The organism is Thalassotalea fonticola (assembly GCF_032911225.1).
GTDB classification, from domain to species: domain Bacteria; phylum Pseudomonadota; class Gammaproteobacteria; order Enterobacterales; family Alteromonadaceae; genus Thalassotalea_A; species Thalassotalea_A fonticola.
Genome location: NZ_CP136600.1, coordinates 2575847 through 2589838, shown reverse-complemented (window position 1 = coordinate 2589838; position 13992 = coordinate 2575847). Strand labels below are relative to the sequence as shown.

Sequence of the window (13992 nt, the reverse complement as noted above, 5' to 3'; positions counted from 1 at the left end):
TTATCACCTAAAGCTATGTATGACTCTAACTGGTGAAATGTCGAGAAACCATGGAATACACATTCAAAACTGACTTTATTACTGGCCTTCCATTAGCTCAATTCAGTTATGGGCACGAGGCTTTTGCGCCATGGCTTGAACAAGAAGTAAGTAAAGATTTGGTAAAGCTTGAACAGGTTATTGAATTTATTACTGGCATTAATGTCCAAACCGACAATCTAATAGGTAAGGAATATACTTTAACTGTAGAAAACGGTGAAGTAGAAGTGAAAGCAAATGCTGAAAATATAGAAAGTATGCTACCTGAACACTTGTTGGATGACGTTGATGACTTTGAGCAAGATTCAATGGCGACTTGTGGTATAGAAGATTTTAAAATTATGCTAAAAAGTTGGCAACAGTTTATCCAGTAACAGCATAGCCAAGTTGGCCTGAATAAGATAAATGCTCAATCGCAATGCATAGTAATTATTTTACAATTACTATCTTAACTTATTTATTTGTTAATTAATAAATACTTTATTAAACCTTCTAGAGTAATCGTTTAATAAAATAATTCTGTTGTACGGGATCAAAATGACACAGTTACATGAAAATACTAGCCCAGTAAAAAAATCTAAAATGAAGTTGATTATCATGCCTTTACTTATCATTTTAGTAGGTGTTTTAGGTAGCGGAGCGATGCAGTTAATGGCGTCAAAGCCAGATAAAAAAGATTTGGATGTTAAGCCACCTTTAGTGAATGTAATTGATATCAATGCAAGTGATGTCACTTTCAGTATTGCCAGCCAAGGGTCTGTGAAGCCAAGAACAGAAACAGTTTTGATATCAGAAGTTTCAGGACAAATAATTAACGTTTCACCGAAACTTCGCGTTGGCGGCTATTTTGCTAAAGGTGAAATGATGCTGGAAATAGATCCAATTACCTATGAGGTCAATGTATTACAAGCCGAGTCTCGCTTAGGTTCGATGCAAGCAGAATTAATACAAGAACAAGCAAGAGCTGAACAAGCGAAACAAGAATGGGGCATGACCGGTAAAACGCTTGAAGAAGCACCGTTATTAGCACTAAGAATACCGCAATTACAAAAAGCTGAAGCCGATGTAAAGGCCGCAGAAGCCGATTTAAAAGAAGCACAAATAAAATTAAATCGTACAAAAATTATTGCCCCTTATGATGCTTTACTCACTGAAAAATATGTAGATATTGGACAGTATGTTTCTACAAATGGGCAATTATCCAAAACCATTGCTATTGATTTTGCTGAAGTTCGTTTACCTATTAAGCAAACAGATATCGTATTTCTAGATTTACCAAAATTAAACGAAGCAGTGAATAAAAGCCGCAAACTGACTATTTCATCAGTGCAAGCAGGCGAGCAATTGCAGTGGGATTCCTTTATTGCTAGATACGAAGGGGTGGTAAATAGTCAGTCGCGTGTTCACTATGTTGTTGCTCAAATTGATGACCCGTATAACTTAGTTAATAATGAAGGTGACAATGAATTAAGAATTGGTATGTTTGTGAATGCCAATATTAAAGGTAAAACCGCACATAACATTGTTGTGCTGCCAAGAGCTGTGTTGCATGGTGCACGCACAGTGTATTTGGCTAAGGAAAATAATACATTAAGTTTACATACGGTAAATGTAGTAAGAACTGATGCCGAAGTTGTTTACGTTGAAAATAATTTTTCAAATACTGACCGAGTAATTTCAACAGGCATGAGAACTCCAGTAGAAGGAATGCCAATTCGAGTTGCTGAAGATTTATCTGAAAACGAGCAAAACAAGACTGCTAATAATGAAGTAAAAGCGATATAACCGCGATGACAGAAATTAAAGAAAGCTTAACCGGTATAATCGCATGGTTTGCACGTAATAGTGTTGCCGCCAACTTATTGATGGTATTTATTCTGGTGATGGGCGCATACTCCTACCAAAATATTACCAAAAAAATGTTTCCTGAATTTAGCCCTAATACCATTATGGTTACGGTAACTCATTTAGGTGCCTCACCAGCAGATGTTGAACAATCTGTGGTACTGCGTATTGAAGAAAAACTGGAAAATATACAAGGACTAAAGCGTATAACCTCAGAAGCAACTGAAGGTTTGGCAACGGTAACAATTGAAGTAAATTCAGGCTATTCGCTAGAAGAAAAGCTGGATGAAGTTCAAATGCAAATTGATACCATCACAACATTTCCTGCGCAAATAGAACGACCACTTGTAATGAAGCAAGAGTTTCAAATGGATGTAATGTGGGTAGCTGTTAGTGGTGATATGGACAGACGCACTAGACAAGAGCTCGCACAAGATATACGTGATGATATTATTGCCTTGCCTGATGTTAATATCGCCGAAGCTGTAGGCATTCGAGATTATGAAATCTCGGTGGAAATATCAGAACTGCAACTTATTGAATATGGTCTGACATTTGACGAAATCAGTCAAGCAATTCAACGCTCCTCTCTTGACTTACCTGGCGGTACTATAAAGTCTAAAGGCGGTTATATACAAATCAGAACTGAAGGACAAGCATACACTGGCGTGGAGTTTTCTAATTTAGTTCTAAAAACCAATGAGGATGGCACAAGATTAACACTTGGTGATATTGCTACTGTTAAAGACAGTTTTGTTGAAGATGAGGGATATGCGCAATTTGATGGTAAAAATACAACCAGTATTAGAGTTAAATCGACGAGTGATCAAAATGATTTAGAAATTGCCAAACAAGTTCGGGAATACGCCAAGGAAAAACAAAAAACATTACCTGCTGGTGTTAATATTGATGTATTTGGCGATTCATCATATTACCTGGACGAACGCTTGGATATGATGATCTCAAATATGCTGCTCGGTGCATTGTTAGTATTTATAATCTTAACTTTGTTCTTGCGAGTACGTGTAGCACTTTGGGTCATGGTGGGTATCCCAATTTCTTTTTTCGGTGCCTTTATGATGATGCCATTACTCGGTGAATGGTCTGTTACGGTAAACATGCTAAGCCTCTTTGCTTTTATCATGGTATTGGGAATAGTAGTTGATGACGCAATTGTTATTGGTGAGAGTGTATATTCCGAAGTGCAGCGCAACGGGCATTCAGTCGATAATGTTATACGTGGTGCCCATCGAGTTGCTATGCCAGCAACCTTTGGGGTGTTAACAACTATTGCTGCTTTTGTACCTTTATTATTTATAGATACCTCATTTTCTGGCTTTTTTAGAGCAATCGCCTTGGTCGTAACCTTATGTTTGATCTTTTCAATTATTGAATCTAAATGGATACTCCCATCACATTTAGCCCATATGAAATATACTGAAATTGATCCCAATAACGCTCATATCGTTCATCGAGTACAGTTGAAGTTTAAAGCTTGGCTTGACAATTTCATCACCAATAAATATCAACCAGCATTACGAAAAGCCATAGAGTTTAGGTATAACACTATGGCCGGCTTTATTTGTATATTATTGTTATCTGTGGGCTTAATTGCCGGCTCTTTTGTTAAAGTTGAAGTTTTCCCTAATGTGCCCAGTGACTTCGTACAGGGACAAGTCATTATGGTGGATGGCACGTCACCGCAAAAGCGTAATGAAGCACTCGAGTATGTTATCGATTCTGGCTATAACATGGCGAATAAAAACACTTTTAATGGTGAAAGTTTTATTCAACATACCATGGTGTTTACTCGCGGCGATCTGCAAGGCGGCTTTATGATGGAATTAAATAAAGCGGAGATGCGCGAGCTGGATGCTTTTGAAATTGAAAAGCTTTGGCGAGAAGAAGTTGGTGAAATTCCAGGCGTGCGAGAGTTAAGATTGTTTGCTGGCACAAATGCTGGTGGTGGCTCTGCGTTAGAATTCCAGCTTAATGGCAAGGATGAAGTTGAACTTGAACAAGCCGCAATAGAAGTGCAAAACAAATTAAAAGAATTTGATGGCGTGTTTGATATTCGCAACTCTTTCAGTCGTGGCAGTAGTGAAATCAAATTATCCATGCGCCCAGAAGCTGAAGTGTTAGGTATTACCTTAGCAGATCTGGCTAAACAGGTACGCCAAGCTTTTTACGGTGATGAAGCGCAACGTATCCAGCGTGGGCGTGATGAAATTAAAGTGATGGTACGCTATCCAAAAGCGGAACGCCGGTCGATTACTGATTTAGAAAATATGTGGGTTAGAACACCAAGTGGCGATGAAGTGCCGTTTTTTCAAGTGGCCGATGTAGAACTAACCCAAGGGTTTTCTAAAATTACCCGTATTAATCAGAAGAGAACGATTAAAGTTGCTGCTGAAATAGATAGTGAAAAAGTTGAATCGAGAAAAATATTAACCGAATTTAATGAAGATATCATTCCAACTATTTTGAAAAAATATCCTAGTGTTAAATATGGCATGGAAGGAGCAAGTAAAGATCAAGAGGACTTTATTGAACAATTAAAGTTTGCTGCTATTACTGCGTTGTTTTTAATCTATGGCCTTATCGCTATACCAACTAAATCATACACGCAACCAATAGTGATTATGACCGTGATCCCTTTTGGCATAATAGGGGCAATATTTGGCCACTGGGTACTAAACACAACAGTCAATATGATGTCGATGTATGGCTTCATCGCTCTATCTGGCGTTGTAGTAAATGACTCTTTGATACTGGTTGATTTTATAAATAAAGCAAAAAGCACAGGAATGCGCATGCGAGATATCGTTGTTGAATCAGGTATGTTACGTTTTCGGGCAATCCTGCTTACTTCATTAACCACATTCTTTGGGATTTTACCTTTGTACTTTGAAACAAGCTTACAAGCTCAGTTTATTATCCCTATGGCGATATCTTTAGGATTTGGTATTATGTTTGCCACCGTTATTACTTTATTTTTAATACCATCTCTGTATATGATCAGAGAGGATATTAGGAACAAGATTAAAGGCCCAAGTAAAAAATCAAACTTATATGTAAACTAAATTGACTAGGTGCTAATAATGAAAATAATTCTTCTTCATGGACTGTTTATGAATAAAATCATTATGGCGCCGTTAGCAAACCGTTTAGAAACTTTAGGTTATCAAGTTGATAATATTTCCTACCCAAGCACAAAAGCAGACAAAGCCAGATTATTTAAAACTGTAGATAGACTAGTTGGCGATGGACCTGCAATTTTGCTTGGCCATTCACTTGGTGGTTTAGTGATCACTGAGTATTTATTTACTCAAAAAGTCTCCATAGAAAAAGTTCCTTTAGTGATCACCATTGGCACTCCTCATCAAGGTGCAAGAATTGCCAAAGATATGGAAAAATTCAAAATAGACAAATTACTAGGTTCTGCTGTGCAATTTGGTTTGCTTCCTAAAAAGTTTCAAAAATCATGGCCAGTACCGCAGCGTTTAATTTCTATCGCTGGTAATGTCAAGCTAGGTGCAAGACCTTTGCTTGATCGCGTATGGGGGGAAGAAATTGAAGAGTCTGATGGCACTGTAAGTATTGCTGAAACTCAAATTCCTGGCATGACTGAACATATCATAGTAAAACAGTCCCATACCTCAATGGTTTATTCACGCGAAGTAGTGAGAATTATCCATCAAAAAGCATCTCGCTTTTCATCATAAGTCAGTTTTTTCTGAACAAACTGTTGCAACTTAGCCCACTCGTTTGACTTGTTATAAAATCGTGATGAACTCGTGATATTGTCGTGATTTAAGTTATCCATACTCAAAAAGTAATTAATTCAACAAATGTATGGAGAGTAAAATGAAATTTTTAAAAGTAATAGGTACGTTAGTTCTGTTAAGTAGTTCAATAATTGTGAGTCATTCGGCTTTAGCTGGTGACAAAGTCCGTGACAAAGGCCGTAACGCAGAAGGAGCACCTGTTGTTTTTGTCACCTCACAAGGGCTTTATTATGACTCAATTGCCTTGGGCGACTTACCTATGCATGGTAAATTTCAGCAACTAATTCCAACTATGAATGGCTTAACCACAGAATTTGGCCCTGGAGAAGTCGGTCACCTTGGCGGGCGTTGGTGGATTGACCTAACTGATGACGGTATGATGAACGAAGGAGATAAATTCTTCCTTTGCCCTTTACTTGGCCCTGGTAGAACCACTCTTTAACTGCTTACGATAAAAGTCGGCGTATATATCTTACGCCGCCTTGTTTAATTGCTGACCTTGCTCTGAATAGGGTAGTAATGATGAACACTGTGTTGTAGTTTTTTCGGGGAATGGCAAATGGCCTCTAACTTCGCACAGAAGATATTAAGCCTCCCCATATGTGAAGTTCAACTTTTCGATCAAACAGCTGACATTAAGTTCATACTTCTACGAGGCTATGGGCCATAGATTTGCCCCAATATAAATCTAAATGAAAGCCTCATTTTATATGAGGCTTTTTCTTGAATAACAGGCCCAGCTTACTGCCAAAGGCAAAGAAAATAGTGGCTGCCATACCGAGCAAACAACTGAGTGCTAAATAGTAAAATAATGCCTGACTACCAAAACTGGCCATGGCGAACGAAGTTAGAATTGGTCCGCTAAAACCGCCAATGGCATAAGCTAGGAGTAAAGCACTGCTAGAGGCGACAGCCTTATTGCTAGGTAAGTTTGCGTAGGCAGTCGCCACACTTACTGGATACAAACAGGCAATTGGTGCGCCAACCATGATGCCAAGTACAGGTAATGGCAGTGTACTACTAAATTCTGGTACCAGTAAGGAAGCTATAAGTGTCAACCCTAGTAGTAGGCAGAGTATATACTCTCGTGGGTATTTATCAGCAAGTTTGCCTATGGGACGCTGTAGTAACACCCCGGAAAATATAATGGCAGACATAAAAATAGATATATTTAGAGTCGACGTGCCCATTTGCTGCGCGTATATCGGTGAAAGATTAAATACCGTACCAATGGCATTGCCAGCAAGAATGGCGCCTAGGATGCCGCAAGGGGCAATTTTAAAAAGCTCAATAAAACTTATTGGCAACACTTGCGATATTGTTGGATTTTCAATTCTGACCAATGTCATCGGGATTAATGCCAGACAAGATAACAATGCGGCAATTGAAAATGCGAAATTTATTTGCCCAGGCACGACATTAATCAATAATTGGCCACTGCCCATCGCCAGATAAAAGATGATCTGATGGATCGCCAGTAACCGGCTTCTGTTGGTATTTATTGTTAACGAATTGAACCAGCTTTCTATCACTACCAGCATCACTGCTGCTGCCAGTCCACTTAAAATTCTCAGCAAGGCAAACATCAGCACGCTATTGGTCAAACTGTGAATAATTGCTGCCATCGTCGCGATAGCGGCGAATCCTGAAAATGCACGGATATGGCCGACACGCGCGATTACTCTCTTACCCTGATAACTGCCCAATACCAGACCAATCGAGTATAACGCCATAACCTGACCAATGCTGTCAACGCCTGCGCCTGTGGCTGACAAACTTAAAGGAATGCTGATGCCTAATAAACTAATGGCCTGCATTTGTGCAAATAAGCTGGCTAGCAAGGCGATGATAGTGACCACGTTTTGTTTTTCTTTAGTTTGAATGCTCATCGCAAGTCCAAAAATAAAATGCTATAAGCATTATATTCCTTGTGACTGCGAAGTCATTGATGTTGATCATGTTTTAATATAAAAATCGAAAATATAAGGACCATCATTGGTTAAAAGACATAAAATTGTAAGTTGGTGACGTCGGAGTCATTACTTTGTGTCGTAAGTCTAAGTTTGGGTGCTTTTATGTTGTACGTATAAGTATCTGTAATGTAGGCTTTTTTGTTTGGCTTGTGGTTTTTGATGTTGTTTGACAACCATTTTATAACATTTTATTTACAAGTTTGCTTGACATCAAAATGATTCCGGAGTACAAATAATAGCGTGGGCACAATTAAAACTATTACATGACCCATAAAAATTAAAAATTTCATTACAATTTATGTACTAACACATAGAAATAAGGAAAGAGGATTTACACATGATGCCAGTTACATTAAGAAAGACCTCGAAAACAGTGATCGCGTTGGCCATTACTAATATTTTGATGGGTCAATCGGTTGCTGCACAAGAACAAGCTACAGAAGACGATGACCATCAAATTGAAAAAATCATGGTTACTGCAAACAGACATTCTCAAGATCTGCAAGAAGTATCTTCATCGATAACGGCTCTCGGAGCTGACGATGTTGAACGGGCCGGGATCATAGATATAACTGGCTTACAACAAGTCGTTCCCGGCTTAAAAGTAGGCAGCTCAGGTGGCGAAGTTCGTCCAGCTATGCGTGGAGCGCGTACCAACGAAGTTGGCGTTGCTGGCACGGGTATTGCCGAACAAATTGTTGGTATCTTCCAGGACGGTATTTATGTACCAACCACTACTGCGGGTATGGGAGCTTTTGTCGACATCGAACGCATTGAAGTATTACGTGGCCCACAGGGGACATTGTACGGTCGAAATACCTTTGCTGGTAGTATTAATGTGATTACTAATCGTCCGGTAATGGATGATATCGAAGGTAATGTTAAAATCACCCACGGTGCATATAACCGCGCCGCTTATGAAGGTATGCTAAACCTGCCGTTGGCCGACAATTTAGCAACCCGCTTTGTCATGGCATCAGACAAGCACGATGGTTATATTGAGAACCACGTATTAGACGGGCCTTCAGATGATCTTCGTGAAAAAAATCAATTTTACCTGCGCTCGGTAACGCGCTACGAGCCAAGTGAAAGCTTTAACGCCACTTTCCGTTTCGATTACTCTAAGAAAGATAATAACTCATCGGCTATTTGGGGTTATCAACAAATTGCCGGTTACCAAATTTCAGAAACCACTCCTGGTTCGGGAGTGTTCAATCCAACAGCTTCAGTTACTCCTGGTCATATTTATCAACCAAGTGATGCACAGCGTGATGATAAAGGTCCATATGATGTTTATCGCAATGCGTTTTCATTAGATAAACAAGAAGCCTTTTCTGCTACCGCGGTTTTTGAATGGTATACCGATTTTGCTGACATTAAATGGACGTCAAACTACTCTGAGTTAAGCGGGAAACAGTTTTACGACAATGACTATAGTGATGGTGGTTTAGATTTTGTTGGTGGTTTCGGTCGTCAGGATGATCAAGAAACTATCTCCAGTGAAATACAATTTTCGTCGAACCACGAAGGTCCACTGCAGTGGATTGCTGGTTTGTATTACTATGATCAAGAAGCCGATTGGGAGTGGATTTGGCGCGAAGATACCACGGGCGATGATATTGCTGACTCAATCGGTGTGCCAAGTTGGGGTAACCCAAACCATGATCCGCACACGGTAGATTCTTACGCAGTATTCGGTCAGCTCCGTTACGAATTAACAGATGATTTGCGACTCGTTGGTGGTTTACGTTATAACTATGATGAAAAAACTTTTACTGGTGATAGCATTCCAGACTGGGATGATTCAGCAGTACTTTGGAAGGCGGCATTTGAGTATGATCACAGTGATGACTTGATGCTTTATGCCTCTGCGGCAACGGGTATGAGAACTGGTGGTGCCAATGATACTCGTGTTGTTTCACGTGGCGCTGAACCGACTTATGACAACGAAGAAGTAATCTCATATGAGATTGGTGCCAAGAGTACCTTACTTGACGGCGACATGCGTTTGAATGTGTCTGCCTTCATGAATGAATATGAGGATGTGAAAGCACAATTATTCGCTGTTGCGTGTAACGACGCGACTTCGGGCGAGACAATTGTTGAGTGTGTTGAAGCAGGTACACAAACAACATTTGAATATTATGAAAATGGCGGCAATGTAGATACACTAGGTTTAGAGCTTGATGCGTTATGGTATCCAACAGATGCCTTGTCAATTTCAGGTACTTTTACGATACTTGATTCAGAATTCTCGGATGATTACTCGGTTGGTAATTCACAATTACGACCACTATTAGGTTTAGGCAACTTTGAAGGTCGTCAAGACATTAATGACAACAATAGCCAATTCAGCTTTGCTGGCTGGTCTCCTGCGATGTCTCCTGAATATACTGTCGGCCTTGGTATCACATATGAAGTGGAATTAGATAACGATTCTTTCTTAATCCCGCATTTACAAGTGCAATACAGTGATGATTACTATGCTTTTGATACTAACATTCCTGAAGCAAAAGTTGATGGCCATGCAATTGTTGATGCAAGACTGACCTGGATTGTTCAAGAGGATGTACAAGTAGACTTCTTTGTGAAGAACTTGACTGATGAAGAAGTACTCACTCGTGCGGTTGTGCATTCACAAATCGTTTCTGGTAAACCGGCAAACTCAGTTCAGGCTAACTGGAATGACCCGAGAACGTGGGGAGTAAGCCTGAAATATACTTTCTAAAGTATGACAATTAGATAGCTCGCGCTTGAACCGGAGTTTTACTCCGGTTATTTTTTAGGTTCATCATAGCTTTTCCCCAAGGCTGTGATGAACCTTTTTTGATTGAATTAAATTCAATCACTACTACGCAAATATGAGAAAAAAATATCAAATAGCCTTTAATACCATTTAGCATAATTATTTGCTCTTTTAGTGAGAATTAAATGGCTTATAGGCAAGGCATTAATTGCAAACCAATTCTTTGATGCCTGCGAAACGGGTAAAGGATGGTAAATTTGTAGCAGCTACTGTCTCCCTGATGCTACATTTTCATCACAAACATCTGCATTGGCTGACATATCATCCCTGGATGCATATTGTGAATGGATGAAGAGCCTCTTGCTGATAATTCCAGATGGTCAATATGAAGTAAAGTTTTTTGCTAAAGATGAAGCTCGCAATTCCGTAGCAGGTTATGGGGTTTTACGTGGAACACATACTGGAGAAGGCGGCCCGGTTGCACCAACCGGTAAAACGCTCGTTGCCGATTTCGTCTATCACATGGACTTCGAAGATGGTTTAATCAAACACACCACAAAAATCTGGAATGATACTATCAGTCTCCAACAACTTGGTTGGGCGTAAAGCTATAGCAATGAATATCTGGCTCTGAATCAACGCCCTAAAAGGGTATTGCAGAGCCTAATTTAGCTTATAAGGGATTAGAGTCAGGGTTTAAGACAAGCGATAGAAATGAGTGGCGGTGCCGGCAGATAATTGCATCGACTCTTCCAGGTTATAGCACGTTACAACTTCTTGCCATTGCGCGAATAAATCACTGTAGCTGACGTAGAGTTTATCAACAGGAAAGTTAGAGCCAAACATACAGCGATCCGGGCCGAATATATTAATGGCGCTGTGGGCGTATTTGCGAAAATCGGCTGCAATGAATTGCTGACGAAACATGGCAAAGCCCGATAACTTGATATAACAATTCGGCAGTTGGGCAAACTTTTGCATCCACTGCTGCCAGTTGTTAAAACCGGTTTCGGTTTGATCCCAGGGGGATGCCAGATGGCAAATGGCGACGTTAAGCTCTGGTACTTTCTCCAGAGTTGCTAGCACTTCTGCATATTGCTCACTGGTTAGCTGCAGATCAAAACTCAGCTGGTTCTCTGCTAAAAATTTCCAATTGTTCAACAACTTAGCGGAGTTGAATGTTGGTAAGCTGCTATTTTCTTCCGGGCTTTTGCCAATAATATCGCGCACACCGCGGACAATATTATGTTGTAAGTGGGCATTGATTGACGCTTCAATATTGTCAGCCCACATATCAACCGCGACGACAGCAGCAGAAGGATAACGATTATTTAGCTTGGCAAGTGTAACCTGAGACATCTGCTCGACAAACTGAGTTTCTTTCAGTTGCTCTGCTCTAGCGGCGCCCACTTGAATATGAACACTTTTTTGGACTAACCCCTGATGGTCAGCAACAAAATCATTAACCAGATAATTGTGTCGAATGGCATCCGGCTGACCAAAAAAACGCCGTTCACCCCTGGCGGCAAGCCAGGGGTAATGAATGTTGTCGAGATCCCAAAGGTGGTGATGAGCATCAACCCAATCGCTGCTGATGCTGTTGTAGTCTTTGCTCATGGAGTGTTAGATAATTGCAGTATGTAACTGGAAGCGTTTAGTAAACGACAGCCAGTCAACCTGAAGTTGCTCCTTGACAATTTTATTATCTTCAATGGTCAAAAACGACATCATTGGAATTCGAACGCGTTTGGTCGCCCCAACATCTAGGTAATCACCGTCAATATGCCAAAGTATGGCAAGGGTATTTTGCTCAGAGTCATAACATATATTTTCCAACTGGCAATAACTTCGGTTTAAGCGATTATGAAGTTTTAAATGAAAACTTCGCAACTGATGAAAGCCGCAACTGGTAGCTGAGCCAGCAAGCTTTATCTGCGAATCGTCATTATATAAGCTGGCAAAACTTGCCAATTGTTTTTCTTGCCAAATGTTCCACCATTGACTCATTATGTTGTCAATGTCCTTAGGTAAATCACAAACATCTTTCGGCGTGGCGTGATAACTTTGTGGGTGTAACTGGTGATCAAACTGACTCAGCAATAACGGATCTGGAGTCGGTAACAGCTCCTGTATCTGTTTGCCCTCGTTTTGTTGTAATTTTGCTAGCGCCAAGGTATCAACTATGCAGCGCAGTCTTTTGATATGCTGCTCATTGTGTTCAAAAAAGAACGAAACCGCTAAGCTATACTGTTGATTTTCAACCGATAATTCAAAATACAGGGCGCTAAAACCATCACCTTGCACGGTTTGCTGCTCTGCTAACGGCAAGAAACCAAATTGTTCCAGACTCTTTAGCCAAAGGTTTTCTATTTGCATATTGCCATAAGCGGTAAAGTCGTGCTGCTGCCATGCCGTACTATGTAAAATACTGGATGAAAGCTGGGCTAAATCTCCCTTAGTGTAAAGCTCAATTAATTTATTAAACATTGCTAGGCTCCTTGTCTGCTAACGGTAAATTACATCCTGATTGGCGGATCAAGTTAGCGTATAGCGATATTTCATCAAAGACTGTTACTTCTTTCACAATTTTCTGGTTTTTTACTCGCAGATGTGAGGCGCCAAGCACAAAAAAGCGCTCGTCCTTAAGCTGAGCCAAACGCTCATTTTGTGGCGAATAAGTACCTGCAATTGACCAACGAACAGCAATATCAATGGTGTCTTCATTAAAGCCCACAACAGCAAGGTGATCAACGGTCATTTTCGCATCAGGGCATTGAGCTAGCCATTGGATCAGGGTGCCACTTACTTGTGCCAGCCCTGTTGCTATCCTTCCGCCAGGCCATTGATGCGAGGCGGCAACGTGGTAAAAGTCATTCAAATTGGAAAATTGTTTTTGATTAAACAAAGTTTGTACCCATGACTGGACGAAATTTTCTGTAGTCCAGTTTTCAGTAGTTAATGCTATGTTGGCGCGATGCTTGGTTTCACGCACTCTCTGGTATTCCTCATCAAACCAGACATTAAAATGTGGATCCGGGACAAGTTGCGCAAAGCTGATAGCGGCATCGATAAGATCTATGCCCAACTGGCTGATCAAAAAGCTATTATCTCGTACCAGCCATTCTTTGATGATCTTATTTTCAAAGCAGACACAATCGGCAATAGTGGTTACCCGGCCTGTTTTATTGGTAGCAGCGCCAAACTCGGAATTGCCGGTATTGGTCATAATACTGGTGATCAAATGCGATGAATAATAGCTGCCATCACTCTCTTCTTTCCAAATAACATTTTCACCTATCAAACTACGATCAGGAAATGCGGCGATGGTTTTTAGGGTATTTTGCACCACTTGTTCAACGCACTCAAAGTAACCGCCTAAGGTAAATACCGGACAAATATCCGCATAGTACTGATAACACAGGCCAACATTTTTTTGTTCCCATATCCGGTGAGTGATGCGAATAATATAATCAACTATATCGATAAATTCATCATCGAATCCGGATAGTTGTTGCTGCTTCTTGCCTGTGGGCTGCAATAACTTAGTCAGTGGTTGCCAATGGATCTGGCTGATAGATTTAATACGTTCTGAACTCATAAT

General features: G+C 40.3%; 11 protein-coding genes and 1 pseudogene. 8 read left to right on the top strand and 4 right to left on the bottom strand.

Features of this window, described 5'->3' with window-relative positions:
• The first annotated feature begins 50 nt into the window (after nt 1–50).
• From RI844_RS10410 to RI844_RS10390, 5 genes are all read left to right on the top strand, one after another.
• Nucleotides 51–413, top strand: a complete 363-nt coding sequence (locus RI844_RS10410; RefSeq protein ID WP_348394610.1) for a YacL family protein — start codon at nt 51–53, stop codon at nt 411–413.
• Between the two features lie 163 nt (nt 414–576).
• The gene (locus RI844_RS10405; RefSeq protein WP_348394609.1) at nt 577–1824 is read left to right on the top strand and encodes an efflux RND transporter periplasmic adaptor subunit; all 1248 of its coding nucleotides are present in this window, start codon (nt 577–579) and stop codon (nt 1822–1824) included.
• A 5-nt stretch (nt 1825–1829) separates the two neighbouring features.
• Nucleotides 1830–4967, top strand: coding sequence for an efflux RND transporter permease subunit (locus tag RI844_RS10400; protein WP_348394608.1), 3138 nt, complete (start codon nt 1830–1832; stop codon nt 4965–4967).
• 48 nt (nt 4968–5015) lie between these two features.
• Nucleotides 5016–5609, top strand: a complete 594-nt coding sequence (locus RI844_RS10395; protein ID WP_348394607.1) for a lipase family alpha/beta hydrolase — start codon at nt 5016–5018, stop codon at nt 5607–5609.
• Nucleotides 5610–5751: 142 nt separating this feature from the next.
• On the top strand, nt 5752–6114 hold the full coding sequence (locus RI844_RS10390) for a hypothetical protein (RefSeq protein WP_348394606.1): 363 nt from the start codon (nt 5752–5754) through the stop codon (nt 6112–6114).
• Between the two features lie 259 nt (nt 6115–6373).
• On the opposite strand, the gene RI844_RS10385 is transcribed toward RI844_RS10390, so the two are convergent.
• Nucleotides 6374–7561, bottom strand: coding sequence for an MFS transporter (locus RI844_RS10385; RefSeq protein WP_348394605.1), 1188 nt, complete (start codon nt 7559–7561; stop codon nt 6374–6376).
• 421 nt (nt 7562–7982) lie between these two features.
• On the opposite strand from RI844_RS10385, the pseudogene RI844_RS20280 reads away from it, so the two are divergent.
• The 3 genes and pseudogenes from RI844_RS20280 to RI844_RS10375 form a co-directional block, all read left to right on the top strand.
• A pseudogene (locus tag RI844_RS20280) lies at nt 7983–8462 on the top strand (TonB-dependent receptor plug domain-containing protein); the annotation flags it as partial.
• A 42-nt stretch (nt 8463–8504) separates the two neighbouring features.
• A complete protein-coding gene (locus RI844_RS10380) occupies nt 8505–10373 on the top strand; it encodes a TonB-dependent receptor (RefSeq protein ID WP_405054485.1) in 1869 nt (622 codons plus the stop codon).
• A gap of 327 nt (nt 10374–10700) precedes the next feature.
• On the top strand, nt 10701–10997 hold the full coding sequence (locus tag RI844_RS10375) for an ester cyclase (RefSeq protein ID WP_348394603.1): 297 nt from the start codon (nt 10701–10703) through the stop codon (nt 10995–10997).
• Between the two features lie 90 nt (nt 10998–11087).
• On the opposite strand, the gene RI844_RS10370 is transcribed toward RI844_RS10375, so the two are convergent.
• Genes RI844_RS10370 through RI844_RS10360 form a run of 3 tightly spaced genes read right to left on the bottom strand, consistent with a single transcriptional unit; the run spans nt 11088 to nt 13989 of the window.
• The gene (locus tag RI844_RS10370) at nt 11088–12008 is read right to left on the bottom strand and encodes an amidohydrolase family protein (RefSeq protein ID WP_348394602.1); all 921 of its coding nucleotides are present in this window, start codon (nt 12006–12008) and stop codon (nt 11088–11090) included.
• 6 nt (nt 12009–12014) lie between these two features.
• On the bottom strand, nt 12015–12878 hold the full coding sequence (locus tag RI844_RS10365) for a nuclear transport factor 2 family protein (protein WP_348394601.1): 864 nt from the start codon (nt 12876–12878) through the stop codon (nt 12015–12017).
• Complete coding sequence (locus RI844_RS10360; protein ID WP_348394600.1) at nt 12871–13989, bottom strand: nuclear transport factor 2 family protein; 1119 nt, start codon at nt 13987–13989, stop codon at nt 12871–12873. The genes RI844_RS10365 and RI844_RS10360 overlap by 8 nt, the downstream gene beginning before the upstream one ends.
• Nucleotides 13990–13992 lie beyond the last annotated feature (3 nt).